This is a genomic window from Streptomyces sp. NPDC001137 (assembly GCF_040298885.1).
Taxonomy (GTDB): domain Bacteria; phylum Actinomycetota; class Actinomycetes; order Streptomycetales; family Streptomycetaceae; genus Streptomyces.
The window spans coordinates 58,711-84,072 of record NZ_JBEPBA010000002.1 but is presented as its reverse complement, the minus strand read 5'-3'; the positions used below and the strand labels follow the sequence as shown (position 1 = coordinate 84,072).

Sequence of the window (25,362 nt, the reverse complement as noted above, 5' to 3'; positions counted from 1 at the left end):
GCTCTGACCGGCCTCGGAGGGGTGCCGACCGCACTCACCCGACCGCGACGTGATCGTCCGGGCAGGGACGCTCGACCCCCGCCGCCGGCGACTCCGCCCGCCGGGCCGGGAGGAGGGGCCGGGCGGTCGCCCGCTTGCGGCCGCGTTCGTGGAACAGCGCCAGGACGATCGCGGTGCCGACCGCGATCAGGTGCTCGCGACCGGCCAGATTGGGTACGGCGATCGACTCCCACACCATCGACCCGCCGGTGAGGGCGAACACGACGGGAGCGCGCCGGACGACGGCGAGATAGGTGAAGAGGCCCACGACGGCGGCAGAGGGTCCGGTGTCCAGCACCTGCCCGATCCCGGGCGGCAGACCCAGCCCGCCCCAGCCCGGGCCGAGCGCGAGCATGACGCGCACCATGAGGGTGCCGGCAAGGGTGGTCGCGTACGAGATGACGAGCGTCCTGGCCCGGCCGAGAGTCAGCTCGGCGAGGGCGAACGCGAGGAACAGGCTCGTGATCCCGCCCCACACGGGCAGGTCCAGGGCCGGGACATACAGCGACACCGGCGTCCGCAGCAGGGCCAGCCACAACGGCAGGTCGCCCCTGACCCCGCCGAGCAGCCGCACCACCACCGCACCGGCCGGCCGCTGTGCCAGCGCATGGAAGAAGATGACGCCGAAGGCGGCCAGGAACGCCAGGAACAGTGCGGGCAGCCCACGCCGTCTGAGCTGCCGTACCGGATCGACGACGATCGCCTGCCACTCGCCGCGCAGCGTGCGCCCGACGAACGCCGCCACCCGCCACAGCCCACCGCGCGGCCGGCGGTATCCACGGCCGGCCGGGTCGCCCCACGGTCCGCGGTCGGGCAGCCGGTCCGCGGCGGCGCCTGCGCGCCGCACCCCCTTGCGAAGCAAAACTCCCCCGCCTCCCGTCCATCGCCCCACCGGATGGTCGGAACGGGGCGAGGCCACCCCGGGGGAGGCTAGGCCCGGCGGCGGGGCTTCCTTCGCTTGGCGCCCTGGGAGACGTCGGAACCGGCCCTCGGGTTGCGCCCCGCCGACTTCCCGGCCGTCTTCCCGGTCGTCTTCCCCGCCGCCGGCTTGCGCCGGGCAGCGGCCGCGCCGCCCGCCTTGCCCTTCGTTTCCGGTGCCGGCGCCCTGCGGCCGCGGGAGCTGTTGACCGTGCGGCCGCGGACGATTCCGATGAAGTCCTCGACCAGGTCCGTGGTCGCCTCCTCGGGCCAGGCCAGGGCGACGCTCGACTCGGGGGCGTCGACCAGCGGCCGGTACGTGAGGTCCTTGCGGTGGTACAGACGGGCCAGCGACTGGGGGACGACCAGGAGGCCGACGCCCGCCGCGACGAGTTCCACGGCGTCCTCGGTGGTGGCGGGGCGTTCGAAGGCGGGCTCGCCCGGCGGCCGCTCCCAGTCGAAGACGTCGTCGAGGGGGTGGAAGACGACCTCGTCCGCGAGGTCCGCCACGGTCACCTCGTCCGCCGCCGTGATCACGTGGTCCTTGGGGACGACGACGACCGTCGTCTCGGTGTACAGGGGGATCGCGCTGAAGAACGTACGGTCGACCGGCAGCCGTACGAGTCCCGCGTCGGCCCCGCCGGCCCGCAGCACGCCGGATGCCTCGGCGGCCGGTACGGCGAGGAGGCTCAGCGGGATGTCGGGCAGGCGCTCGTTCCAGATCCGCGCCCACTTGGCGGGCGTCGCCCCCGGGACGTACGCGAGCCGGAACGCCTGGGATTCTTCGGAGCCTGTCACCAGGCCAGGCTACCGGCCGTGGTCGGAGGTCTCGAACACGCTCGATACCCTGGACGGCATGAAGTCGCACCAGAGCACCCAGACGATGAAGCCCGCGACCGCGGCGAAGAAGCTGGGTGTGTACCTCGAGGCCACCCCCGCCGAGTTCCGGGAGGGTGTCGTCTCACGAGCCGAGCTCGACCAGCTCCAGGCCGAGCCGCCCGAGTGGCTGCGCGAGCTGCGAGCGAACGGCCCACACCCCCGTCCGGTGGTCGCGGCGAAGCTGGGTGTCTCCATCGCGGGTCTGGCCCGCGGCGGGATCACCGAGGCGCTCACCACCGAGCAGATCGAGACCCTGAAGCAGGAACAGCCCGAGTGGCTGCAGAAGGAGCGCGCCACCCAGGCCGAGGTCCGCAAGGAGGCGGCGCGCATCAAGAAGCGCAACGCCGAGCGCGAGGCCCACGGCGACGGTCCGCGGCCCTGACCCGACCTGTTCGCGACGGACGGTTGCCGTCCGGATCCACTGCGTGCACAACGCACGGATCTGACGGCCCGTCACGACGAAGGTCACAAAAGCGTATCGGACATTCCGGCCTTCAACCTTCACACGAGCCGCACAAGTTGGCTAGCGTGGCTCCAGGCCGCACGAGTTCCTCCGGCGAACCCCGCCGGGACGCGCGGCCTCCGCCGAATCCGGTGCGCCCCCGTGGCAGCCGGAACCGGGGACCCAACCGAACGACGGGGTGAATCGGCCAACTGCCCGCCCAGGCAGGGGCCGTAGGGCATGCCTTCCGGAACCGACCGCCCGAACCCGACAGCTAACTCGGTAGGCGGAGTACGGAAGGAGTACGGCTCCCATGGCGCCGGATCGACCATCGCGCACCGGAGGCCTCGGGCTTCCCGGTATGCGCAATTCCGCTCTCGCGACCGCCGCCCTCACCTCGGTGGCGCTGTTCTCGCAGACCGCCGACGCCGCACCGACGACGGGTGACGAGGGCCCCAGCCGCGAAGCCGTCCGGCAGCGGGTGAGCAGCCTCTACGACCAGGCCGAGTCCGACACCGGCAACTTCAACTTCACCCGCGCCCAGTTGATGGGAGCGCGGCCGCCCGCCGCCCCGCCCCGCGACCGCGGCCGCTCGGATCCGGCACTCGACTCGGTGTCCCGGCGGTGGTTCGACGGAGCGCGTGCGTCTCTGGGCCCGACGGTTCCTGCGGTGCTGCCGGCCGACCGTATGCCGGCCCCCCAGGCGGAGCCCCGGCCCGCGCGTCCGGCGGACAGCCGCAGCGCCGCCGATGAGCTGGGGGCGAGCGGCCGGCCCGTGGCCGAACTGCCCTCTGCGGAGTCCCGCAGGCCGGTGGCCGAGCTGACCGCCGGCCCCACGGCCGCGCTCCCGGCAATTCCGCAGCCCCGCCAGGAGGCCGCGCCCGCCCTGCCCGCGGCGGCCCCCGAGTCGAAGCAGTCCTCCCTGCGCAGGTCCAAGGAGCAGAACCAGCGCAAGATCGCGGCGGCCAGCGAGCTGCTGTACCGGTACACCGCCCGGCAGACCTCCGCACCGCGCCCGGCCGCCCAGGCCCTGCCGTCCCAGCTGCCCTGGCAGGACCAGGGGGACCAGACCCTCCGGGCGAACGAGGAGGCGTGGCGGCTGCAGCAGCCGACGGTCCTCGACACGGGCGTCCCCCCGGCCGGCGGGCAGCTCATGCAGCCGTCCGTGCTCGACACCGGCATGTACCAGACCGGTGAACAGCGCATGCAGCCGTCCGTGCTGGACACCGGCGTACCCGCGGTCGCGGAGCAGCGCATGCAGCCGTCCGTGCTCGACACGGGCGTAACCCCCGCCACGGATTGGCGTGCGCAGCCTTCCGCGCTCGACGCCGGCACACCCACGGCCGAGGAGTGGCGCACCCAGCCGTCCGTGCTCGACACGGGCGTAACCCCCGCCACGGATTGGCGTGCGCAGCCTTCCGTGCTCGACGCCGGCACACCCACGGCCGAGGAGTGGCGCACCCAGCCATCCGTCCTCGACACCGGCGGCATACCCCAGGCCGGAGGCTGGACCATGCAGCCGTCCGTGCTCGACACGGGGGTGCCCGCCGCCGGCAGCTCAGCCGTCACCAAGGCCGACAGGGCGATCGACTTCGCCCGTGCCCAGATCGGCAGACCGTGCCTGTGGGGTGCGGTCGGGCCGGAGTCGTACGACAACGCCGGGCTCACCCAGGCCGCCTGGCGGGCCGCCGGGGTCACCCTGCCGCGCACCACGTACGAGCAGGCGAGCGCCGGCACCGTGATTCCCCTTGCCGAGAGCCGCCCCGGAGACCTGATCTTCTTCAACGACAACTTCAGCCACGTCGGCATCTGCACCGGCAACGGCTTGATGATTCACGCCCCCGGCCCGGGCGCGGTCATCCGCGAGGACCCGGTCCACTACGCCGGTGAAGCCGCGGTCCGTATCGCCGTACGTCCCGCGTGAGGTCAGGAACACCGGTCGGGGCGTGACACCGACAGCTCGATGAACAGCGAGGCCGCCGACGGAAGTCGGCGGCCTCCTTGTTGTTCGGGCTGGGCCGTCCGAGGTCGCCGTCGCGTTCGACGGGCGTCGAGAAGATCCACCGCAAGCTCGGCACCCGCGACCGCATGAGCACGGTCCTGCGGGCGCAGCAGCTCGGGTTGGTGCCCACGCCGTGCCCCCTGGCGGCGTCGACGAAGGGCTCTTCCGGGTCGCTGCCGTGCGGATAGGTGCAGTGGCCGACCGTGTCGAGTGCCGTGTCGCCGCTGCTCAGCAGTGCCGCACGCCAGGCCGTGACACGGGCGTCGAAGGCGGCGACAGTCGCTGCCGTGTCCCCGCCGACGGCGTAGTCGTCCCTGGTGCCGAGGAGCGTCAGCCCGGGCCGGGTCCCATTCCGCCCTTGAGTCGTTCCAGGTCGGAGGGGCGGACCTGGATGACGACCAGGGCGATCAGGGCGGCGACAACGGTGAAGATCGCCGCCATGATGAAGGCCGCCGAGATACCGGACGTGAGCACGTGGTCGGACCAGGGGCTCGGGAGCTGACCGGTGTGCTTGAAGCGCAGGCGTTCGGCCGGGGTGGCCTGGGCCAGGAAGCGCGGTATCTGCTTGTGGGCCTCGTTGGTGCTGGCGGTGCCGAACATGGTGACCAGGATGGACAGGCCGAGTGAACCGCCCACCTGCTGGGTGGCGTTGAGGAGCCCGGAGGCCGCGCCGGTCTCCTCGACGGAGACGTTCGAGAGTGCCATGAGGGTGAGCGAGACGAACTCCATGCCCATGCCCAGGCTGAAGACGAGGATCGGGCCGAGAATGCTGCCCGCATAGGTGGAGTGGACGTCGGTCAGGGTCAGCCAGGCCAGGCCGGCCGCCGCGAGGATCGCTCCCACCACCATGAACGGCTTGGGGCCGAAGGTGGGCAGGAACCGGGAGGCCAGCCCGGCACCGAAGGCGATGACCGCACTGACCGGAAGGAAGGCGAACCCGGTGGCCAGTGGGCTGAAGCCCAGCACGTTCTGCACGAAGAGCGTGAGGAAGAAGAACATGCCGAAGATCGCGGCGGCGAGGCTGAGCATGATGCCGTAGGTGCCGGCGCGGTTGCGGTCGGCGAACATGTGCAGCGGTGTGATCGGCTGGCTGGAACGCCGCTCGATCAGGATGAACGCCGTGAGGACGACGACGGCCGCACCGAACGAGGCCAGCGTGAGCGCGTCCCGCCAGCCGTCCTGCGCCGCTCTGATGAAGCCGTACACCAGCAGCACCATGCCCAGGGTGGACGTCAGCGCGCCGGCGAGGTCGAAGTGGCCCGGATGGCGTTCGGACTCCTTGATCCAGCGGGGCGTGGCGAGGGCGATGAGCACCGCGATGGGGACGTTCACGAAGAGCACCCAGCGCCAGTTCAGCCACTCGACGATGACCCCGCCCGCGAGCAGCCCGATGGCACCGCCGCCCGCCGAGACCCCGGCGAACACCCCGAAGGCGCGGTTGCGTTCCGGACCCTCGCGGAAGGTCGTGCTGATCAGGGCGAGGGCCGTCGGGGACGCGATGGCGCCGCCGACGCCCTGGAGCGCGCGTGCGGCCAGCAGCTGGCCGGAGTTCTGCGCGAGCCCGCCCAGCAGGGAGGCCAGCGCGAACAGCAGCACCCCGAAGATGAACATGCGCCGCCTGCCGAGGATGTCCCCGGTGCGGCCACCGAGCAGCAGCAGGCCGCCGAAGGTCAGGGTGTAGGCGTTGACCACCCAGGACAGGCTGGTGGTGGAGAAGTCCAGCGCGGTCTGGATGTGCGGCAGCGCGATGTTCACGATGGTGATGTCCAGGACCACCATCAGCTGGCAGGACGCGATGACCAGCAGCGCCACGCCGTTTCCGCCGCCGCCCGGTTCGCGGGTGGCGGCCTGTGATGCGGAGGTGGGCTGGGGGCTGCTGCTCATGGCGTGTCGCACTCGGCATCAGTGAACGGTTCCGTCCACTGCGGCGTCTACCGTTCGACCGTACGCCCCTGTCGTGACCGTCACCACTTGATTGACTCGGTGACGGTTTACACCGTTTCAGCGGGAGTCGAGCGGCTCACGAGCGGGTTTTGTGGGTCATGGCGAACTCGTCGGCCTCCGGCAGGTCGAACTCCCCGTGGTCGCTGCCCAGCCCCTGCGCCACCAGTGCGGCCGCGGCGTTGCCCAGTACGGCGGCCTCGCGCGGGGTGCGGCCGAGGCCGATGCCGCGTATGAAGCCTGCCGAGAACGCGTCACCGCAGCCGGTCGTGTCGACGACGTCGACCTCGAAGGCGGGGACCGTCTCCGTGCCCTCCGCGGTCACCAGGAGCGCGCCGTAGCCGCCGCGGGTGACCGCGACGAGGCCGGCCCCGGCGGCGAGGAACTTCTTCGCGCCGGTCACGAGGTCCTGCTCCTCGCTGAAGCCGAGGACCTGGTCGTCGTTGGGGAGCAGGTGGTCGACATACGGGAGCAGCGGTTCGATCTGGTCGAAGGTGCCGAGCTCACCGGGGGCGAGAAGGTCCACGGAGGTGACCACGTCGTGTTCCTTGGCGTGCGCCAGGATGCGCGCGGCGACGTCGGCTCCGATCAGCTCGGGGCCGCCGAGGTGGAGGTGGCCGGCCTCGGCCACCGCGTCCCAGGGCACGTCGTCGAGGCCGTAGGTGATGTTGGCGCCGAGCAGATGGAGCGAGGGGCGGTCGCCGTTGGGGCGGATGGGCAGGACGCTCGCCGAGGTCGAGGTGTCGGTGCGGCGGACGAGCAGCCCGGTGTCGATGCCTGCCCTGTTGAGGAGCTGGACGAGCAGGTCGCCGGTCGGGTCGGTGCCGATCGCACCGGCGGTGCGTACCGAGGCGCCCAGTTTGGCGAGCGTGAGGGCGGTGCCGCCTGCCGTCCCGGCGGCGGTCATCCGGATGTCGTCGACGAGGGTCGCGCCCTGGCCCTCGGGTATCTCCTCCACCGGCCGTACCAGTACGTCCAGCACGTGCACGCCCATCGTGACGACCTTCATCGCTCTTCCTCCTGCGCCGGTGGTACGGGGTGGGTGGTGCCGTAGTTGCGGGCGATCGCGGCCTCGATGACCGCGAGTTGCTGCTGTTCGTCGAGGACGCGGGGCGGTCCGAGCGCGGCCGCGTGCTGGTAGACGCCGCACGCCCACTCCAGCAGCAGGGCGTGCTCGACCGCCTTGTCGAGGGTCGGCGCGTGGGTGAGGGCGCCGTGGTTGGCCATCAGTGCGGCGCTGCGGCCCTCCAGCGCGGCGAGCACCGACTCGGCGAGTTCGGGGGTGCCGAAGGTGGCGTACGGTGCGACGCGGACGGTGCCGCCGAGAGCGAGCAACTGGTAGTGGACACAGGGCAGTTCGTCGAGAACCAGGGAGAGCGCGGTGGCCATCGGGGCGTGGGTGTGGACGACCGCGCCGGTGCCGTAGCGCCGGTAGACGCCGAGGTGCAGGTCGAGCTCCGAGGTCGGCTCCAGGGTTCCGCCGACGATGTTCCCGTCCAGGTCGACCACCGTCACCTGATCCTCGGTGAGTTCGGCGAGCACCGCCCCGGTCGCGGTGATCGCGACCCGCTCCCCCACCCGCACGCTCACGTTTCCGGCCGTACCGATGAGCAGGCCCTCGGCCCCCAGCCGGCGGCAGGCGTCCGCCACGGCGGCCCGCTCCCGCCCGAGCGCCGCGCTTGAGTCGGTCATGTGCGGGACCGTAACCTAAACATGAAACAAAGTCACGTTCAGGTTCGGAGGTTGTCCGTGGGTGAGCCGACCGCGGTGGCCGGAAGCGCCACTCCCCTGCGCCGTACCCCCCAACAGGCGCGCAGCAAGGCGCGGTTGGCGCGGGTCCTGGAGGCCGCCGAGCGTGTCCTGATCGGTGAGGGGGTCGAGGCGCTGACCACGACCCGTGTCGCGGCGGAGGCCGAGGTGTCGGTCGGCTCGCTGTACCAGTACCTGCCCGACCGGGACGCGATCATCGACGCGCTGGCGGCCGGATACTTCGCGAAACTGGAGGCTGCCATGGACGGCCTCGTACAGGCCGCGGCGGCGGAGCGCTGGGAGGACCCGGTGGGGGTGCTGATCGACGCGTTCGCCGGGATCTACCGCACCGAACACGGCTTCCGGGCCCTGTGGTTCGGCAGCGGCCCGACCGAGCGGACCCGGGCCGCGGACCGTGCGCACAAGGGCCGTATGGCCGACGGAATCCGCCGCGTGCTGCTCGCGCTCGGCATGGCCCACGACCACGAGACGCTCGCCCGCGCCTGCCACGCCGCGATCCTGGCGGCCGACGCGCTGGCGCAGGAGGCGTTCCGGCGGGACGCCGAGGGGGACGCGCAACTCCTCGACGAGGCCAAGGTCATGCTGCGCGGCTATCTGGCGGACGTCACCGCGCGCCCTCGACCCCGCTGACCGCGCCCGCGGGCAACGGGGTGGGGCTGCTTCCCGCCAACCGGCCCCGCCGGCACACTCGTTGCTGATCCCGGGGCGGGGCAGTGACGGTCGTACCGGTGCGGGGGGTGCTCGCGCGGCGCGGGTGGTCCCCTAGAGGAAGCTGACGTTCTGGGCCAGGGCGAGTCGGCCGGAGTAGTTGATGGTGTTGGTGGCCGACCGCATGTACGCCTTCCAGGCGTCGGAGCCCGACTCGCGGCCGCCGCCCGTCTCCTTCTCCCCGCCGAAGGCGCCCCCGATCTCGGCGCCGGAGGTACCGATGTTGACGTTGGCGATGCCGCAGTCGGAGCCCTCTGCGGAGAGGAAGAGTTCTGCTTCCTGCTGGTCGCGGGTGAAGATGCTGGAGGACAGGCCCTGCGGGACGTCATTGTGCAGGGCGATGGCCTCCTGGAGCCTGTCGTAGGTCAGGACGTAGAGGATGGGCGCGAAGGTCTCCTCCCGTACGACCTCGGTCTGTTCGTCGACGCGGAGGACGACCGGTTCGACGTAGGCGGCCCGGGGCGCGGCCTCGGCGAGGCGGCGGCCACCGCCGGCCAGGAGCTTGCCGCCCTGCGCCTGGGCGCGGGTGACGGCGTCCTGCATGCCGTCGAGGGCCTTGGTGGAGATGAGCGGTCCGACGAGCGTGTTCTCGTCGAAGGGATCGCCGATGGGGAGCTTGGCGTAGGCGGCCGTGAGCCGTGCGACGAGCGTGTCGGCGATGTCGCGGTGCACGATGAGGCGGCGCAGCGTCGTACAGCGCTGCCCCGCCGTGCCGGCCGCGGCGAAGACGATGCCCTGCACGGCGAGGTCGAGGTCGGCCGAGGGCGCGACGACGGCGGCGTTGTTGCCGCCGAGCTCCAGCAGGCTGCGGCCGAATCGGGCCGCCACGCGGGGGCCGACCTCACGGCCCATGCGGGTGGAGCCGGTGGCGCTGATGAGGGCGACGCGGGAGTCGTCCACGAGCTGTTCGCCGACGGTGCGGTCGCCGAGCAGGAGGCGGTGTACGTCCCGGGGTGCACCGGTCTCGTCTGCGGCCCGGGCCAGCAGCCGGTCGCAGGCGAGGGAGATCAGCGGGGTGAGCTCGGAGGGCTTCCAGATCACTGTGTCGCCGCAGGCCAGGGCCACGGCGGTGTTCCAGGACCACACGGCGGCAGGGAAGTTGAACGCGGAGATCACGCCGACGACGCCCAGCGGGTGCCAGGTCTCGGCCAGACGGTGGCCGGGGCGCTCGGAGGCGATGGTGCGGCCGTAGAGCTGGCGGGACAGGCCGACCGCGAAGTCGCAGATGTCGATCATTTCCTGGACCTCGCCGAGCGCCTCCGAGCGGATCTTGCCCGCTTCGATGGTGATGAGGTCCGCCAGGTCGCTCTTGTGCTCGCGCAGCAACTCGCCCAGTCGGCGCACGAGTTCACCGCGGCGCGGAGCCGGGGTGGTGCGCCAGGTGAGGAAGGCCTCGCGGGCGGCCGAGACCGCCTCCTCGGTGCCGGCGGCGGTGGTGGCCCTGAGTCCGAAGAGGTCCTCGCCGGTGATCGGCGTACGTGCCCGGATGTCGGCGCCTTCGGGGACGGTGACGCCGATGCGGTCCAGGCTCGTACGGGCGCGGGTGCGCAGGTCCTCGGTGCTGGGCAGGGTGGTGCTCGTCATGGTGTTTCCTCGGGTTCGGTGAGCGGCAAGGGGTGCGATGAGTGCTGAGGGGTGGGCCAGCCGAGCGGGCCTTCGCGTGGGCGGGTGGCTGTGGGCCGGGACCGCCCGCCGTGGCGGTCGGAGAGCCGGGCGGCGCAGGCGGCGCGCGCAGGTGCCACCGGCTGATCATCGAGGGCTCTTTCGATCGAGGGGTCACGCCACCTGGACTTCGGGACGTCACACCACGTGGGCTTCGGGGCGGGTCTCGGCTCCCGAACGGAAGCGGTCGGCGCTCAGCGGGGAGATGTCGGTGAAGGGTGCGCGGTCGAGGTGGAGGTCGCGCAGGATCTCGCCGACGGCTGGGGCCTGCAGGAAGCCGTGGCCCGAAAACCCGGTGGCGTAAAGGAAGTTGACGAGTTCGCCGGAGCGGCCGATGAGAGCGTTGTGGTCGGGGGTGACCTCATAGAGGCCGGCCCAGCCGCCGACGGTCCTCATGCCGGCCAGTTCGGGAGCTCGCCTGCGTACGGCGTCGCGGAACAGTTCGAGCCACTCCGGGGTCCAGGTGGTGTCGAAACCGTCGGCCTCGCGGGGGTCTGCGAGGCCGAACAGCAGCCCGTCGTCGCTGTTGTGGAAGTACGCCGACGAGGCGAAGTCGATGGTGAAGGGGATACGGGGCGCCGGGGGCACGAGCGGTTCGGTGAACGCGAGTTGGCGGCGCACCGGCCGGACGGGGAGGTCGAGGCCGACCATGTCACCGATCTGGCGCGACCAGGCGCCCGCCGTACAGATCACGGTGTCGCAGTCGATGCTGCCCTGGTCCGTGTGCACGGCGGTGACGCGGTCGCCTGCGGTGTCGATGCCGGTCACGGTGGTGTGCGTGGCGAAGGTGACGCCGGCCCGTGCGGCGGCGTGGGCGTATCCGTTCACCACCAGTACGGGACGGGCGTGGCCGTCGGTGGGCGAGTAGGTGGCGGCCAGGAGTCCGTCGGTGCTGACGTAGGGGCAGAGGCGGCGGGCCTCGTGCGGGGTGATCATGCGGGTGGGGACGCCGAGGGCGTTCTGGGTCCTGACACCGTCCTCGAAATCCGCGGCCTGCCGGTCGCTGGTGAGCAGGAAGAGGTAGCCGACGGTGTCCAGGCGGATGTCCGCGCCGGGGCGGTGCGGGAAGTTCTCGTAGGCACGCAGGCTCCGGCTGCCCAGCTCGATGTTGAGCGGGTCGGAGAACTGGGCGCGTACGCCGCCGATCGGTTTGCCCGAGCTGCCGCAGGCCAGCTCGCCGCGCTCGACGACCACGACGTCGGTCACCCCCGCCTCGGCGAGGTGGAACGCGGCACTCGCGCCCATCACGCCCCCGCCGATGATCACGACGTCCGCGGTCGGCGGAACCGAGCGGAAGGCGGATGAGGAGGACAAGGGGCCGTCCCTTCCGGAGGCCGCGCCGGGCCGGGGGCGTTGGGCTTTCTGCCCGTCATCGTGACGCAATCCGACCTTTGACGTCCATGAACAGTTACTGCTCCCGATCTATTAGTGTTCCTATATGGACTGGACGAGCTCCCAGCTGCGTTCCCTGGTGGAGCTGACCAGACGCGGAACCATCACCGCGGTGGCCCGGGCGCTGGGGTACACGCCCGGCGGGGTCTCGCAGCAGATCGCCGCCCTGGAGAAGGCCACCGGCATGGAGCTGCTGCAGCGGGTGGGGCGACGGGTGGAGCTGACCGATGCCGGCAGGACGCTGGCCCGGCATGCCGAACGGATCCTGTCCACGGAGGCCGAGGCGGTCGAGGCGCTGGAGCGCAGCCGCGGCGAGGTCTCCGGGGTGCTGGTGGTGGGGCTGTTCGCCACGGCCGCCGCCGAGATCCTGCCGCCGGCCCTGCAACGGGCGCGGGAGGCGCACCCCGGGCTCGCCGTGCACAGCCGCGACATGGACGTGGACGAGGTGTACGACGCCGTCGCCTCCGGTGCGGTGGACCTGGCGCTCGGCCTGGACTACCCGGACGTGCCCATCCCGCGCGATCCCGCGCTGCGGGTGATGCAGCTGGACCGGGAGCGGTTCTCCCTCGCCGTGCCCACCGGTTGGCTGGCGGGCCGCGCGGAGATCGCCCTGGCCGACACGCAGAACCTGGGGTGGATCCTGCCCTCCCCCGACAGCTACTACGGCCGCGCCGTGCGCACCGCCTGCCGGCGGGCCGGCATCGAACCCGACGTCCGGCACGAGGTGACCGACACCGCGGCCACGCTGGCGCTGGTCGAGGCGGGCATCGGGATCAGCACGGTGACGGAGCTGATGCTCAGACTGCGCGCCTCCCGTTTCGACGTGGTGCGGCTGCGCGAGAGGGTCGAGCGGCACATCGTCGTGGTGTTCCGCTCCGCCGCCGAGCACCGGCCGACGGTGGCCGCACTGGTCGAGGTGCTGCGCGCGGTGGCCGGCACGCGGCGGCCTGCGACGCCGTAGGACCGGCACCCGACTCGCCTGCGCACGACCGGACGGCCGACTCGCCACCCGCCGTCCCCTCCCGGCCGGTGACCCGGCGGGCCCGGGACAGGCCGGTGCGGCGCTCAGGTCGACCAGGCGGTGGCCGGAGCCGTCGGTCGGTCGCTCTTCCGGTCCTTGTGGCTGTGGTCGGCCGGAGCACATCGTGGGGAGGAACCGGTCGGAGATGGCCGGTGAGCAAGGAGGGATTCAGCTGTGATCACCGTTGTGGAGGGTGCGCCGCCCATGGAGGCGGCCATCGGCGCGCTGCGCGCGAGCCTGCTCGGCGGGCTCGACCCGGAGGCCGGTCCGCCGCGTTCGGCCGTCCCGGTGCCGCGGGGCGAGCTCCTTCTCATGCCCGCCCACTGGGGCTCCTACGCCGGAGTCAAGGTGGTGACGGTGGCACCGGACAACCCGGCACGGGAACTGCCGCGGATCCAGGGCAACTACCTGCTGCTGGACGGCGAGACCCTCACCCCGCTGGCCCTGCTGGACGGGATCGCGCTCACCGACGTCCGTACCGCGGCGGTGTCCGCCGTGGCCGCCGACGCGCTCGCCGAGCCGGACGCGAGCCGACTGGTGCTGTTCGGGACGGGGCCGCAGGCACGGTCGCATGCCGAGGCCCTGCGGTGCGTCCGGCCGATCCGGGACGTCGTGGTCGTCGGCCGGAACCCCGAGCGCACCCGCGCGTTCGCCGAGGACATCGGGGCGCGAGTCGGCACTGCGGACGAGGTGGCGGACGCCGACCTCGTGGCCTGCTGCACCACGGCGCGCACGCCGTTGTTCGACGGCTCGCTGCTGCCGCCGCACGCGACCGTGGTGGCCGTCGGATCGCACGAGCCCGACGCCCGTGAGGTCGACGAGACGGCCGTCGGGCGTTCGACGGTGGTGGTGGAGGCGGTTTCGGCGGCGCTGCGTGAGGCGGGCGACATCGTGCTGGCCGTGCAGTCGGGGACGCTCGATCCCGGCACGCTGGTCGGCCTCGCCGATCTCGTGCGGGGCAAGGCCCAACTCCCGCCCGGGCAGCCCCGGTTGTTCAAAAGCGTGGGCATGGCCTGGCAGGACCTGGTGGTCGCCGTGGCCCACTTCGAGGCGAAGCGGGCATGACGGCGACGGCCGGGAGCGCCGGTGGCCTCGACATGGCGACGGTGGCCGAGGAGCACGCTCCCACCCGGCGCCGAACTCAGCGTGGACTGCCAGGTGCGACGACGCCACGGCGCGCGGCATCAAGGCGAGTTCGCGCCCACGCCGAAGGGCACTCTGCTCACTACAGGGCGTAGATCTGCCCCGTCTGCGCGCCCTCGACGGACCGGACGTACGCCCGGGTGACATCGGCGAGGTCCACCGGCGGCATGCCCGGGAAGTAGTCGCCGTACGCGGCGAGGCTCTCGGTGAAGACCGTCGGGCTGATCGCGTTGATGCGCTGCGGGGCGATCTCGATGGCGGCGGCGCGCACGAACGCCTCCAGCGCCCCGTTGGCCATGGAGGCAGCGCTGCCGGTGGGGATGGGCTCACGGGCGAGCACACCGGTGATGAGGGTGAAGGAGCCGCGCTCGGCGATCCGCGGGATGCCCTGGCGCACCAGGTCGATCTGGCTGAGCACCTTGCCGTGGAAGGCGGCCAGATAGTCCTCGGGGGTCAGCTCGGCGACCGGCTTGTACGGCACGTGTCCGGCGGCGCTGACCACGGCGTCCACCGGGCCGGCGCGGTCGTAGACTTCCGTGACCTGCGCGGGGTCGGTGATGTCGTGGCGCAGGTCGCCGCCGCTGCGTCCCACGGTGAGGACCTCGTGGCCGCGGGCGTCGAGTGTCTTGTGGAGGGCCGCGCCGAGCGTGCCGGTGGCACCGATGAGCAGAATCTTCATGACTGCGACGCTAGGCCCGGCCCCCTGCGGGAGGGAAATACCTTCTGGGGAGCGCTTATGCTTCCAAGTTATGAATGTGGAGCTACGGCATCTGCGGGCGCTCGCCGCGATCGGCGACGAGGGCACCATCACCGGCGCTGCGGCCGTGCTCCACATCAGCCAGCCCGCGCTCTCGCGCACCCTGGAGCAGCTGGAGAGCAGGGTGGGCGTGCGGCTGGTGGACCGTACCACCCGCACTCTGTCCCTCACGGACGCCGGTCAACGGTTGCACGAGAAGGCTCATCTGATCCTCCGTCAGCTGGACGACGCGCTGACGGAGGCCGCGGCGGGGGTGCGTCCGCTGCGGATAGGCTTCGCCTGGGCGGCGCTCGGCGACCTGACCGTGCCGCTGTTGCGCACCTGGCGGGAGGCGCATCCCGCAACCCCGGTGCAGGTGTACCGGCGCGACGATCCGGAGGTGGCGCTGCGCCGCGGAGAGATCGACGCGGCGCTGGTGCGCACCGCGCCCGCGCCCGGCGCCGGGCTGGAGGTCCGCTCGCTGTACCGGGAGCGGCGCATGGCCGCCGTACCCGACGGTGATCCGCTGGCCACTCTTCCGTCGCTGCGGCTGACGGATCTCGCCGACCGGCCGGTGGTGCTGTGCGCGACCGCCGCCACCACTGCCGAGCTGTGGCCCGAGGGGCGGCGGCCCCGGACGTTCGAGGTGGCCAACGTCGACGAGTGGCTCACCGTGATCGCCACCGGGGAGGCGGTCGGCGTCACCGCGGAGGCCACCGAGCAGAGCCATCCGCACCCCGGGGTCCGCTATCTGCCCCTGGCGGACGTGCCTCACGTGACGGTCCGTATGGCCTGGCCGCGCACTCCCACCCATCCGGCCACGCTCGCCTTTCTCGGCCATCTGCAGCACATGGCTTCCGCACAACTGCAGGCGTGACCAGCGCAGTCGACCGGGTCCGCGGACGGCGGGGCACGTGGGTCGTTGCCGTCGTACCCATGAGCTCACATCACGCATGACCTGTACATGACCAGCACGTCGTGCGATGTTTGCCCATCGGGGTCCGCCGTTCGTCTGGGCTTCACGCAGTACCGGTCTGAGGCTCCTATGGTTGCGGCGCCGCCTCCCCCCGCACGTGCCCGTCACTTCTGTCCGGAGGACAGTCATGACCGCCGTAAAGGCTTCCAAGCGCACCAGACACCCCCTCACCGCACTCGCCGGGGCTGTCGCCCTCACCGCCACGTCGATCGGTGTGTGGGCCGCAACGACCTCAGCCGCCCAGGCAGCCGCTCTCCCCGCCCCCGACCACGTGGTGGTCGTGGTCATGGAGAACCACGCCTACTCGCAGGTGATCGGAAGCTCCAGCGCCCCGTACATCAACAACACCCTCAAGGCGGGTGGCGCCAACCTCACCCAGTCCTACGGCCTCACCCACCCCAGTGAGCCGAACTACTACATGCTCTTCTCCGGCTCCAACCAGGGCCGCACCGACGACAGTTGTGTGAGCGTCGGCTCCATCTCCGCGCCGAACCTCGCCTCCGAGCTGATCGCCGAGGGCAAGACCTGGAAGAGCTACAACGAGTCGCTGCCCAGCCAGGGTTCGACGACGTGCAGCAGCGGCAACTACGCCCAGAAGCACAACCCGTGGTTCGGCTTCTCCAACGTGCCGACGAACACCGCGATGACCTTCGCCCAGTTCCCGACCGACTACACGACCCTGCCGAAGGTCTCCTTCGTCGTACCGAACCTGTGCAGCGACATGCACGACTGCTCGGTCTCCACGGGCGACACCTGGATCAAGAACAACCTGGGCGCGTACGCCACTTGGGCCCAGACGCACAACAGCATCCTCGCCGTCACCTTCGACGAGGACAACAAGCTCTCCGGCAACCGCATCCCGACCGTCCTCTACGGCCAGCACGTGGCGCCCGGCAGCTCCAGCTCGACCACGTACAACCACTACAACGTCCTGCGCACGGTGGAGGACCTGGCCGGTCTGAGCAGCCACGCGGGCAACGCCGCGTCGGCGTCCGACATCACCGGCATCTGGAACTGACGCCCGTGTATCTCGCGGACTCCCGCAGCACCAAGGCCGCCGTCGCCCCGGACACCCGTCCGGGGCGGCGGCCGGTCGCTGTCCCCGGCACCGTGCTGGCCCTGGGTGCGGTCAGCCTCATCACCGACGTCTCCTCGGAGATGGTCACCGCCGTGTTGCCCCTCTACGTGGTCGCCGGCCTCGGCCTGTCCCCGCTCGGCTTCGGTCTCCTCGACGGCATCAACAACGGCGTGGGGGCGCTGGTCCGGCTGGCCGGCGGTCACCTCGCCGACCGCGGCGGCCGCCGGCACAAGGTCGTGGCGGGCCTCGGCTACGGCCTGTCGGCGCTGTGCAAGCCACTGCTGCTGCTCGCCCACACCCTCCCCGTCATCAGCGCCGTGCTCGCGGCCGACCGCACCGGCAAAGGACTGCGCACCGCCCCCCGGGACGCGATGATCTCGCTGGCCACCGAACCGGAGCACCGGGGGCGGGCGTTCGGGGTGCACCGCGCCATGGACACCACCGGCGCACTGCTCGGCCCGCTGGTCGCCTTCGCCGTGCTGCGGGCCACCGTCGACGGCTACGACGCGGTCTTCACCGTCAGCGGCTGTGTCGCCGTGCTCGGGGTGCTGGTGCTGGTGCTCTTCGTGCCCGGCCGCATCACACCCGCCGGTGCCGCAGTTATGCCCGAGGCCGCTCGCCCGGCCCTGCGCGATTCACTCGGCCTGCTGCGCCGCCCGGAGCTGCGCCGGCTCACCTTCTGCGCGGCCCTGCTGGGTCTCACCACCGTCAGCGACTCCTTCCTGTATCTGCTGCTCCAGCGCGCGGGGGACCTGTCCGCCGACCTGTTCCCGCTGCTGCCCCTGGGCACCGCCGCCGTCTTCCTGCTGCTCGCCGTCCCGCTCGGTGCGCTCGCCGACCGCCTCGACCGCCGCCGGCTGTTCCTGGCCGGTCACGGCGTCCTGCTGCTCGGCTACGGCCTGGTGCTCTCCCCCTGGCACGGCGTTCCCGCCGTGGTCGCCGTCCTCGTCCTGCACGGCACCTTCTACGCGGCCACCGACGGGGTCCTCGCGGCCGCCACCGCCGGTGCCGTGCCCGCACAGCACCAGGGCGCCGGGCAGGCACTGGTGGGCACCGGACAGGCGCTGGCCCGGTTCGCCTGCTCGCTCGTCTTCGGCGCGGCCTGGAGCCTGTGGGGCGGGCGCAGCGCGCTCGCCGGCACCGCCACCGCGCTGGCGTTCAGCGCCGTCGTGGCCTTTTTCGTGCTCCGGCCCGCCGGCGACGCCTCCCCCGCGGAGGTGTCGGCATGACCCGAACCACCCGTCTGGTGATCCTGCTGGTCGCCGTCCTGCTGCTCGGGGGCGTCGGCACCGGTGCGGTGCTGTACGCCGCCCACCGCTCGGGCATGCGCGACGAGCAGCAGGCGAACGGTCCGACCGTGCGGGCGGGCGCCGTCTCGCTCCGGCCGACGGCCGGACGCAGGCTGCTGGTGCGCAACCTGGCCTGGGGCCCGCACCGCGACGAGATCGCCACCGTGCCCGCCGACGATCCGCAGGGGCCGCGCACCGCCTCGGGCGTCAAGTGCCTGCGCTTCCACGCGGCGGCCGGTACCGGCATCTGCCTGCAGGCCGTGCACGGCACGCTCAGGGACACCTACCGGGCGGTCGTCCTCGACGCGCACCTGCGCGTGCGGCACCGCTTCCCGGCCGCGGGCATCCCCACCCGGGCCCGTGTCTCGCCCTCCGGCCACATGGTGGCCTGGACGGTCTTCGTCAGCGGAGACTCCTACGCCGGAACGAAGTTCTCCACGCGCACGGCCATCGTCGACACCCGCACCTGGAAGATCGACGACAACCTGGAGACCTTCCGCATCATCAAGGACGGCCGCGCCTACCGCGCCGCCGACACCAACATCTGGGGCGTCACCTTCGCCGACGACAACCGCTTCTACGCGACGCTGGCGACCGCCGGCAACACGTACCTCGTACGGGGAGACGCCGGGGCACGCACCCTCACCAGCCTGCACCACAACGTCGAATGCCCCTCCCTCTCCCCCGACGGCACCCGCATCGCCTACAAGAAACGCGTCGAGGGAGCCTCTCCCGACGCCCCTTGGCGGCTGTACGTCCTGAACCTGCGCACGATGAAGGAGACCGCGACCGCCGAGCAGCGCAACATCGACGACCAGGCCCTGTGGGCCGACGACTCCACCCTCGTCTACGCCCTCCCCGGCGACTACGGCTCGGACCTGTGGACCGTCCCGGCCGACGGCACCGGCACGGCGCGCCGGCTGATGAGCTCGGCGGTGGCTCCCGCCTACCTGGGCTGACGGGTCCTCGCAGGTCCCGTGTCCGCGGGGCCATAGTTGAACATGTTCAATTCATCGGCGATGATACGTGTGGCCATCGAGGTGCCGGAGAGAGGACCACGGTCATGACGAGCTCGCTTCTCACGCCACGAGGACGTTCTCGCGCCGGCACGACGAACGGTGGAACGGCGGCCGGGAGCACCGCCCCGACCCGGATCCTCGACTGGCGGCACCCGCAGGTCGCTTCCCTGCTTCGGCAGATCGGCACGGCGGCCGCCCCGGGGACGACGGCGCCCGACCCCAGGACAGCGGATCTGCGCCGGGCCCACCGGGTCATTGCCGGGGCCGTGCGGCCGGTGTACTCGGTGCAGGACGAGCGGCCCGTGTCCGAGGTGCTGCGCCGTGGCCGTGGTTCGTGCAGCCAGCGGTTGGCCGTGCTGGAAGCGGTGGCACGGGCATCGGGGGTGGCCACGCGGGTGCGTGGCCTGCTGGTCGACGGGGCTTTCTGGTATCCGCGCTTTCCGCGGCTGCGCCGGATCGTCCCGGACCAGGTTCTCCTGGCCTGGCCCGAATTCCGCGTCGACCTAGCTGCGCCGGCCGTGCACGCCGCCGCTCCCTGGCTGACGGTCTCGGAACTCTTCGGCAGCCTCGACGAGTTGAGCGACGGCCAGGGCGGCTTCACCAACGCCGGTGCGGAGACGCTGTTCGAGGCGCTGTCCAGGACGGCGATCGACTGGGACGGGGTGACGCTCTGCCCGGCCGACGGTGCCGCGTGCGACCTCTCGGCCCACGTCCTGGCGGACCTGGGCCACTTCGACTCGCGGGACGAACTCTTCGCCCGGCACGGCCAGACCCTCTGCCGTACGGCGAGAGTGCTGGCCGAGCCCGTCCTGGGCCGTCGGTCCGCAGGACCGACTCGTGCCTCCCGGCCGTAGTCGGCGACACGGCTCGGACGGCACTTTCGGGCCTCCGGCCGCTGCTCAGAGTCCGAGGAACTCGGACAGCCCACCCAGCAGCCGGTCGACGTCCTCCGCGCTGTTGTAGGGCGCGAGACCCATGCGGAGGCCTCCGGTGTCACCGAGGCCGAGCCGGCGGGAGGCCTCGATCGCGTAGAAGGATCCCGAGGGGGCGTGGACGCCGCGCTCGGCGAGGAAGCGGTAGGCGTCCGCGGTGGAGCGGCCCTCGAACGTGAGCAGCAGGGTGGGGGTGCGGTCGGCGGCCCGGGAGTGGATCGTGAGTCCTTCGAGTGAGGACAGTCCCTTGTCGATCTGGGTGCGCAGGCTGTGTTCGTGTGCTTCGAGCGCCGCGAACGCGGCGGTCAGGCGCTGTCGGCGGGTTCCCGTGGCGCTCGGGTCGAGGCGGGTGAGGAAGTCGACCGCGGTGGTGGTGCCCGCGAGGAACTCATAGGGCAGCGTGCCCAGTTCGAAGCGCTCGGGGACCGCGTCGGTGGAGGGCAGCAGCTTGTCCGGCCGCAGGGTCTCCAGCAACTGCGGCCGGGCGGCGAGGACTCCGTGGTGCGGGCCCAGGAACTTGTACGGGGAGCAGACGAAGAAGTCCGCGCCGAGCTGCTCCAGGTCGACCAGTGTGTGGGCGGCGTAGTGGACGCCGTCGACGTAGCTGAGCGCCCCCGCCTCATGGGCCAGACGGGAGATCTCGGCGATCGCCGGACGGGTGCCGATCAGGTTGGAGGCGGCGGTGACGGCGACCAGCCGGGTGCGTGAGCTGAGGACGGCGCGGATGTCGTCCGCCGTGAGCTCCCCGGTGGCGGGGTCGAAGTCGGCCCAGCGTACGGTGGCGCCGGCCGCCGTGGCGGCCTGGACCCAGGGGCGGATGTTGGCGTCGTGGTCGAGGCGGGTGACGACCACCTCGTCCCCGGGCTGCCAGGCCTTGGCGAGGGTACGGGAGAACTCGTAGGTGAGCTGGGTGGCGCTGCGGCCGAAGACGATTCCCGACGGGTCCGCGCCGAGCAGGTCGGCCATGGCCCTGCGGGCCCCGGTGACGATGGTGTCGGCGTTGCGCTCCCCCGGCGCCACCTGGCCCCGGTTCGACAGCGGGTTGGACAGGGCGTCGGCGATGGCTTGGATGACGGGCTGCGGGGTCTGGGTGCCGCCCGGGCCGTCGAAGTGTGCCGTTCCGGCCGCCAGGGCGGGGAACTGGGAGCGGATGGCGGTGATGTCGTACGTCACGAGAGCTCCTGTCGGGTGCCGGGCCTGGCCAGAAGATCCTCCGCGATCGCGGGCGGGCGTGGCAACAGCCCGTGTCGGCCACCTGCGCGCGGGACGCGGGAGAGCCCCAGGGCCACCCGCCGTGGTCCTGGATCTGCTCGCCCGCGCGGAGACGTCGTCCTGAATTCCCTGATCGGAAAATTCCTGGCCGAGTGGGACGCCGGACGGCTACGATCCCTCGCGATGACGACTCATTCTGTTGACAGATTGGGGGTCCCGTCCGCGCCAGGTGAGTGCTGATGCTCACTCCGACCGCGAACGAGGATTCCCGCTTCTCCCTCTGGCAGCGCGTGCGCGAGTTCGCCGTGCCGCCCTCCATGATCGAGACTGCGACCGCCCGCCGGCTCGTCGGCGACTGGGCGGGAGCGTGTGCCGCCGCAGGACTCGATGTCGACCTCAACCTGCGTTCCGTGACGCGCCGCCATGGCCGGGAGCTCGCGGCCCGAGTGCGGGCCGATCTGCGCCGGTTGGCTCCCGATCTGCTGCGCTGGCACATGCCGCGGATCGCTCCCGACGGGTTGCTGCGCCCGGGTCTGACCGTCGCTCTGGCCCGGTACGACGCTGCCGGGCGGGACGGGCCGGATCCGGTGCACCTGGTGGTGCGGACTCCGCCGGCCTGGGCGGATGCCGGTCAGCGGATCAGCGTCGCTCTGTGGGACGGCTCCCCCACCGAGGCCGCCACCCGGCGTCACCCGCATCCCCATCCCAGTCGGCGGTTCCGTCTCGACCTGCACCGGCATCTGTGGGATGCGAGCAGAGCCGGTGAGCTGCGGACACGGTCCGGAGCTGATCGGCCGGGCAACGACAACAGCTCTGCGACGCCACGGGAGTTGCCCGGGACGGTGCCGGACGGCCGGCGCTGTGCCGTCGACCGGTGGGCGGCCGAGGCGGGTATTCTGCTCGGCGCCGAAGGGCGGCGCGGGTCCGGCGGTTGCGTACTCGTGCGGCTCGGGGGCAGACATCGCCTGCTCCTGGATCTGACCGCGGGCAGCGATGAGGCCGGGCCGCCCTCGGTGCGACTATCCGACGCGTCCGGGTACGGCGACGCCTCCGTGCTGCCGGTGCTGCCCGATGCGGCGACCTGGGTCCCGCCCGACGTGGAGTTGCTGCGCACCGGGGCGATCACACCCGATCGGCTGCACCCCCTGGTCGCCTCCGCCCTCGTACCGGACCACTCGCCGGCCGTCCCGCCCGCTTCTCCGGAAGCGGCCGGGCAGCCGCGTCTCGTGGAGTGCCGTGGAGCCCGGCACCGGATCGGTCTGGTCGACGGGGTGCTGGCCCCGCTGGACCACGACCCGGCCGAGATCCGGCGGGAGGAGCTGCTGGTCGCGCTGACCGGGACGCCCTTGCCCTGTCTGCAGGCGATCGACGCGGCACACCGTCGTCCCGACTGTCTCCCCGGCGTTCGCGAGCGTCTGGACCACGGCGACATCGCCGGTGCCCTGGCCGTCGTGGAGGGCCTGCTCGGGCCCGAAGCGGTGCTGCGCGACGGCCCGCTGCGGGACGAACTGGAGGCGGCCGCGGAGCGGCGGATCACCTACGGCCTGTTCAGGGAGGGGCTGATCGGGCCCGCCCGCGGGCCGGCCCGCCACCGCCCCGGAGACCTTCGCCGCACCCACCGCCACCGCTCGCACCCGCGCCACGCGAACCTCCGCTGACCTCACCCTCGTACACCCCTCTCACTCGGCTCACCCCGACGAAAAGGTGACCAGACATGCCTGCACACATCCCGTTCGCTGCCACCGTCACTGCCCCCGCATCCCAACTGGAGGTCGCCGACGAACTGTTGGCCCTGCTGCGCGACGCCACCACCGAACCCCGTCCCGACACTCAGCTCGAAGCGCTGACGCTGGCCGTGGCCGCCGATCTGCCCGTGCTGCTGTGGGGTGAGCCGGGGATCGGCAAGACCGCGGCCCTCACCCAGCTTGCCGAGGCCCTGGACCTTCCGCTGACCACGGTGATCGCCAGCGTGCACGAGCCCTCCGACTTCTCCGGGCTGCCCGTCGTCGGCGACGATCCCGCGGAGCAGGGCGTCCCGATGGCCCCGCCGGACTGGGCGGTGCGCCTGGTGCGGGCCGGGCGGGGACTGCTGTTCCTCGACGAGCTGTCCACCGCGCCGCCCGCGGTACAGGCCGCGCTGCTGCGCCTCGTGCTGGAGCGCCGGATCGGCGCCCTCCGACTGCCGCCGGGCGTAAGGATCGTGGCCGCCGCCAATCCGCGGTCCTCGGCGGCCGACGGCTGGGAGCTGAGCCCGCCGCTGGCCAACCGTTTCGTGCACCTCCAGTGGACCCACGACCACGAGGTCGTCGTACGCGGACTCGGCGGGACCTGGCCGCGTGCCACGCTGCCGCGGCTCTCCCCGGCAAAGCTGACGGAGGCGGTGGACTTCGCGCGCCGTGCGGTGTGCGGGCTGCTCACCGCACGGCCCAAACTCGTGCACCAGCTGCCCGGCAACGAAATGCGCCGGGGCGGCGCCTGGCCGTCACCCCGGAGCTGGGAGATGACACTGCGCCTGATCGCCTTCGCGACCGCGGCCGGATCCTCCCGGGACGTGCTCTCGCTCCTGGTCCGGGGCACGGTGGGCGACGGGCCGGGCCTTGAACTGCTGGCCGGTCTGGACCGGTTGGACCTGCCGGACCCCGAGGTGCTCCTCGCCGACCCGGCGAACGCGGAGCTGCCCGAGCGGGGTGATCTGCGCCAGGCCGTGCTCGACGGAGTGGTGGCGGCGGTCCGCGGCCGCCCCGAGAAGTCACGCTGGGACGCGGCCTGGGCGCTCCTGGTCCGTGCGCTGGAGACCGGGGCCCCGGACCTGGTGGTGGTGCCCGCGACCACGCTCGCCACGCTGCGCCGCGAGGACTGGGACGTACCGGCGTCGATCGAGAAGCTCGCCGGAGCGGTGTCCGTGTCCCGGCGTGCGGACCAGGCGGCGGCCCGCGCCGCCGCGACCGCGAAGGCCGGCCGATGAGCGCCGACGAACCGGGGGCACTGGACCTCGACAAGCTGTTCGCGGCCCGGCTGCAGGCCGCCAGGGCCCGCCCGTACCTGGCGACCGCCCTGTTCGCCCTGCACACCGTCGAGTCGCGGCAGGTGCCGACGATGGCCGTCGACCGGTACTGGCGCTGCTATGTCTCACCGGGGTTCGTGGACCGGATGCCGGTGGAGGACCTGGCGGGGGTCTGGGTGCACGAGGTGTCGCATCTGCTGCGCGACCACCACGGGCGCAGTGACCGGGTGGCCCGGGAGCGGGGGCTGACCGGCCCCGGCGAGCGGCTGCGGATGAACATCGCCGCGGACTGCGAGATCAACGACGACATCTACGGCGACGGGCTGGTCTCACCCCTGGGCGCGGTGCGGCCGGCGGCCCTGGGGCTGTCCGAGGGTCAGCTGATGGAGGACTACCTGCGCCAGTTCACGCTCGGCGCGCGCACGCAGAGCTTGGCGTGGCTGGACTGCGGCAGCGGCGCCGACGGGCTGGCACGGGAGTGGGAGCTGGGCCCGGACGGGGCGCACGGCCTGAGCGGGCAGGAGCAGGACGCGGTGCGGTTCCGCGTGGCGCAGGGGCTCAAGGGCCGTCCGGGAAGCGCCCCGGAGGGATGGCGGCGGTGGGCGGAGAAGGCGTTCCATCCGCCGCAGCCCTGGCGGGAGTTGCTGGGCGCGGCGGTCCGTTCCGCGGCCTCCGGGTCGGGCGCGGGAGAGGACTACAGCTACGGCAGGCCTGCGCGGCGCTCGGTGTCCCTGCCCGGCGTCGTACTGCCGAGCCTGCGGCGCAGGCCGCCCCGGGTCTCGGTGATCATCGACACGTCCGGGTCGGTCAGTGACGCCGAACTGGGCAGCGCGCTCCTGGAGGTCGCCGCGATCTCCCGTGCCGTGGGCGGCCGCCGCGACCTGGTGACCGTGGTGCCGTGCGACGCGGCGGCCCGGGTCGCGCACCCGCTGTGCCGGGCCGAGGGCATCCCGCTGATGGGCGGCGGTGGCACGGATCTGCGCACGGGCTTCGCCAAGGCACTGCGCACGCGACCGCGCCCCGATGTCGTGGTGGTGCTGACCGACGGCCAGACGCCCTGGCCGGACTCGCGGCCCGCGTGCCGGACGGTGGTGGGCCTGTTCCCCCGGCAGGGCGGGAGCTGGGACGAGGAGGATCCCGACTACGTGCCCGATGCGCCGCCCGCCTGGGCCCGGGTGGTCGACATCGGGTAGGCGACG

The 25,362-nt window shown here is 72.4% G+C and carries 22 protein-coding genes and 1 riboswitch; of the genes, 13 read left to right on the top strand and 9 right to left on the bottom strand.

The genetic code is table 11. The features are described from left to right. Positions 1-34: 34 nt before the first annotated feature. Positions 35-793 (bottom strand): hypothetical protein, encoded by a 759-nt coding sequence (locus ABT254_RS03395; protein ID WP_351464050.1) that lies wholly within the window; start codon positions 791-793, stop codon positions 35-37. A gap of 176 nt (positions 794-969) precedes the next feature. Continuing rightward, positions 970-1,755, bottom strand: coding sequence for a LysR family substrate-binding domain-containing protein (locus ABT254_RS03390; protein WP_351463008.1), 786 nt, complete (start codon positions 1,753-1,755; stop codon positions 970-972). Between the two features lie 58 nt (positions 1,756-1,813). On the opposite strand from ABT254_RS03390, the gene ABT254_RS03385 reads away from it, so the two are divergent. Together ABT254_RS03385 and ABT254_RS03380 are read left to right on the top strand one after the other, a co-directional pair. Continuing rightward, complete coding sequence (locus ABT254_RS03385; protein ID WP_351463006.1) at positions 1,814-2,218, top strand: DUF5997 family protein; 405 nt, start codon at positions 1,814-1,816, stop codon at positions 2,216-2,218. A 191-nt stretch (positions 2,219-2,409) separates the two neighbouring features. Further along, positions 2,410-2,583: riboswitch (cyclic di-AMP (ydaO/yuaA leader) on the top strand. 56 nt (positions 2,584-2,639) lie between these two features. After that, complete coding sequence (locus ABT254_RS03380) at positions 2,640-4,202, top strand: C40 family peptidase (protein WP_351463004.1); 1,563 nt, start codon at positions 2,640-2,642, stop codon at positions 4,200-4,202. Positions 4,203-4,610: 408 nt separating this feature from the next. Here the strand turns inward: ABT254_RS03380 and ABT254_RS03375 are convergent, their stop codons facing one another. The 3 genes from ABT254_RS03375 to ABT254_RS03365 all read right to left on the bottom strand — a co-directional run bounded on the left by ABT254_RS03375 (position 4,611) and on the right by ABT254_RS03365 (position 7,913). Next, positions 4,611-6,164, bottom strand: coding sequence for an MFS transporter (locus ABT254_RS03375; protein WP_351463002.1), 1,554 nt, complete (start codon positions 6,162-6,164; stop codon positions 4,611-4,613). A 136-nt stretch (positions 6,165-6,300) separates the two neighbouring features. Further along, positions 6,301-7,230, bottom strand: coding sequence for a carbohydrate kinase family protein (locus ABT254_RS03370; RefSeq protein ID WP_351463000.1), 930 nt, complete (start codon positions 7,228-7,230; stop codon positions 6,301-6,303). Next, the gene (locus ABT254_RS03365) at positions 7,227-7,913 is read right to left on the bottom strand and encodes a class II aldolase/adducin family protein (RefSeq protein WP_351462998.1); all 687 of its coding nucleotides are present in this window, start codon (positions 7,911-7,913) and stop codon (positions 7,227-7,229) included. The genes ABT254_RS03370 and ABT254_RS03365 overlap by 4 nt, the downstream gene beginning before the upstream one ends. 57 nt (positions 7,914-7,970) lie before the next feature. On the opposite strand from ABT254_RS03365, the gene ABT254_RS03360 reads away from it, so the two are divergent. Then, entirely contained in the window at positions 7,971-8,621 is a 651-nt protein-coding gene (locus ABT254_RS03360) for a TetR/AcrR family transcriptional regulator (RefSeq protein WP_351462996.1), read from the top strand. Between the two features lie 132 nt (positions 8,622-8,753). Here the strand turns inward: ABT254_RS03360 and amaB are convergent, their stop codons facing one another. Together amaB and ABT254_RS03350 are read right to left on the bottom strand one after the other, a co-directional pair. Further along, a complete protein-coding gene (gene amaB / locus ABT254_RS03355; protein WP_351462994.1) occupies positions 8,754-10,283 on the bottom strand; it encodes an L-piperidine-6-carboxylate dehydrogenase in 1,530 nt (509 codons plus the stop codon). Positions 10,284-10,499: 216 nt separating this feature from the next. Continuing rightward, positions 10,500-11,675 carry an NAD(P)/FAD-dependent oxidoreductase gene (locus tag ABT254_RS03350; protein ID WP_351462992.1) on the bottom strand — a complete coding sequence of 392 codons (1,176 nt, stop codon included), beginning with the start codon at positions 11,673-11,675 and terminating at the stop codon, positions 10,500-10,502. A 124-nt stretch (positions 11,676-11,799) separates the two neighbouring features. On the opposite strand from ABT254_RS03350, the gene ABT254_RS03345 reads away from it, so the two are divergent. After that, positions 11,800-12,714, top strand: coding sequence for a LysR family transcriptional regulator (locus ABT254_RS03345; RefSeq protein ID WP_351462990.1), 915 nt, complete (start codon positions 11,800-11,802; stop codon positions 12,712-12,714). A 234-nt stretch (positions 12,715-12,948) separates the two neighbouring features. After that, positions 12,949-13,839, top strand: coding sequence for an ornithine cyclodeaminase family protein (locus ABT254_RS03340; RefSeq protein WP_351462988.1), 891 nt, complete (start codon positions 12,949-12,951; stop codon positions 13,837-13,839). A 160-nt stretch (positions 13,840-13,999) separates the two neighbouring features. Here ABT254_RS03340 and ABT254_RS03335 read toward each other — a convergent pair whose 3' ends face one another. After that, positions 14,000-14,596: a short chain dehydrogenase gene (locus ABT254_RS03335; protein ID WP_351462986.1), complete on the bottom strand. Its 597-nt coding sequence runs from the start codon at positions 14,594-14,596 to the stop codon at positions 14,000-14,002. 70 nt (positions 14,597-14,666) lie between these two features. Between ABT254_RS03335 and ABT254_RS03330 the strand changes: the two genes are divergently transcribed. The 5 genes from ABT254_RS03330 (at position 14,667) to ABT254_RS03310 (ending at position 19,869) form a co-directional block, all read left to right on the top strand. Then, on the top strand, positions 14,667-15,530 hold the full coding sequence (locus ABT254_RS03330; RefSeq protein WP_351462984.1) for a LysR family transcriptional regulator: 864 nt from the start codon (positions 14,667-14,669) through the stop codon (positions 15,528-15,530). Between the two features lie 226 nt (positions 15,531-15,756). Further along, positions 15,757-16,647, top strand: coding sequence for an alkaline phosphatase family protein (locus tag ABT254_RS03325; protein WP_351462982.1), 891 nt, complete (start codon positions 15,757-15,759; stop codon positions 16,645-16,647). A gap of 5 nt (positions 16,648-16,652) precedes the next feature. Continuing rightward, complete coding sequence (locus ABT254_RS03320) at positions 16,653-17,936, top strand: MFS transporter (RefSeq protein ID WP_351462980.1); 1,284 nt, start codon at positions 16,653-16,655, stop codon at positions 17,934-17,936. Beyond that, the gene (locus ABT254_RS03315) at positions 17,933-18,955 is read left to right on the top strand and encodes a TolB family protein (protein WP_351462978.1); all 1,023 of its coding nucleotides are present in this window, start codon (positions 17,933-17,935) and stop codon (positions 18,953-18,955) included. Before ABT254_RS03320 ends, ABT254_RS03315 begins: the two co-directional genes overlap by 4 nt. 104 nt (positions 18,956-19,059) lie before the next feature. Then, a complete protein-coding gene (locus tag ABT254_RS03310; RefSeq protein WP_351462976.1) occupies positions 19,060-19,869 on the top strand; it encodes a transglutaminase domain-containing protein in 810 nt (269 codons plus the stop codon). A gap of 45 nt (positions 19,870-19,914) precedes the next feature. Here ABT254_RS03310 and ABT254_RS03305 read toward each other — a convergent pair whose 3' ends face one another. Beyond that, positions 19,915-21,120 carry a cysteine desulfurase-like protein gene (locus ABT254_RS03305; protein WP_351462974.1) on the bottom strand — a complete coding sequence of 402 codons (1,206 nt, stop codon included), beginning with the start codon at positions 21,118-21,120 and terminating at the stop codon, positions 19,915-19,917. A gap of 278 nt (positions 21,121-21,398) precedes the next feature. Between ABT254_RS03305 and ABT254_RS03300 the strand changes: the two genes are divergently transcribed. The 3 genes from ABT254_RS03300 to ABT254_RS03290 are packed head-to-tail and all read left to right on the top strand — an operon-like array spanning position 21,399 to position 25,356. Next, on the top strand, positions 21,399-22,817 hold the full coding sequence (locus tag ABT254_RS03300) for a hypothetical protein (RefSeq protein WP_351462972.1): 1,419 nt from the start codon (positions 21,399-21,401) through the stop codon (positions 22,815-22,817). A 56-nt stretch (positions 22,818-22,873) separates the two neighbouring features. Next, positions 22,874-24,124, top strand: coding sequence for an AAA family ATPase (locus ABT254_RS03295; RefSeq protein WP_351462970.1), 1,251 nt, complete (start codon positions 22,874-22,876; stop codon positions 24,122-24,124). Then, positions 24,121-25,356: a vWA domain-containing protein gene (locus tag ABT254_RS03290; protein ID WP_351462968.1), complete on the top strand. Its 1,236-nt coding sequence runs from the start codon at positions 24,121-24,123 to the stop codon at positions 25,354-25,356. The genes ABT254_RS03295 and ABT254_RS03290 overlap by 4 nt, the downstream gene beginning before the upstream one ends. Positions 25,357-25,362 lie beyond the last annotated feature (6 nt).

What these genes read in the sequence shown, in the direction of transcription:
- ABT254_RS03385 (WP_351463006.1), top strand. Translation starts at nt 1,814, where the DNA reads ATGAAGTCGCACCAGAGCACCCAGACGATGAAGCCCGCGACCGCGGCG.
- ABT254_RS03380 (WP_351463004.1), top strand. Translation starts at nt 2,640, where the DNA reads ATGCGCAATTCCGCTCTCGCGACCGCCGCCCTCACCTCGGTGGCGCTG.
- ABT254_RS03375 (WP_351463002.1), bottom strand. Translation starts at nt 6,164, where the DNA reads ATGAGCAGCAGCCCCCAGCCCACCTCCGCATCACAGGCCGCCACCCGC.
- ABT254_RS03370 (WP_351463000.1), bottom strand. Translation starts at nt 7,230, where the DNA reads ATGAAGGTCGTCACGATGGGCGTGCACGTGCTGGACGTACTGGTACGG.
- ABT254_RS03365 (WP_351462998.1), bottom strand. Translation starts at nt 7,913, where the DNA reads ATGACCGACTCAAGCGCGGCGCTCGGGCGGGAGCGGGCCGCCGTGGCG.
- amaB (WP_351462994.1), bottom strand. Translation starts at nt 10,283, where the DNA reads ATGACGAGCACCACCCTGCCCAGCACCGAGGACCTGCGCACCCGCGCC.
- ABT254_RS03345 (WP_351462990.1), top strand. Translation starts at nt 11,800, where the DNA reads ATGGACTGGACGAGCTCCCAGCTGCGTTCCCTGGTGGAGCTGACCAGA.
- ABT254_RS03335 (WP_351462986.1), bottom strand. Translation starts at nt 14,596, where the DNA reads ATGAAGATTCTGCTCATCGGTGCCACCGGCACGCTCGGCGCGGCCCTC.
- ABT254_RS03330 (WP_351462984.1), top strand. Translation starts at nt 14,667, where the DNA reads ATGAATGTGGAGCTACGGCATCTGCGGGCGCTCGCCGCGATCGGCGAC.
- ABT254_RS03325 (WP_351462982.1), top strand. Translation starts at nt 15,757, where the DNA reads ATGACCGCCGTAAAGGCTTCCAAGCGCACCAGACACCCCCTCACCGCA.
- ABT254_RS03315 (WP_351462978.1), top strand. Translation starts at nt 17,933, where the DNA reads ATGACCCGAACCACCCGTCTGGTGATCCTGCTGGTCGCCGTCCTGCTG.
- ABT254_RS03310 (WP_351462976.1), top strand. Translation starts at nt 19,060, where the DNA reads ATGACGAGCTCGCTTCTCACGCCACGAGGACGTTCTCGCGCCGGCACG.
- ABT254_RS03300 (WP_351462972.1), top strand. Translation starts at nt 21,399, where the DNA reads ATGCTCACTCCGACCGCGAACGAGGATTCCCGCTTCTCCCTCTGGCAG.
- ABT254_RS03295 (WP_351462970.1), top strand. Translation starts at nt 22,874, where the DNA reads ATGCCTGCACACATCCCGTTCGCTGCCACCGTCACTGCCCCCGCATCC.
- ABT254_RS03290 (WP_351462968.1), top strand. Translation starts at nt 24,121, where the DNA reads ATGAGCGCCGACGAACCGGGGGCACTGGACCTCGACAAGCTGTTCGCG.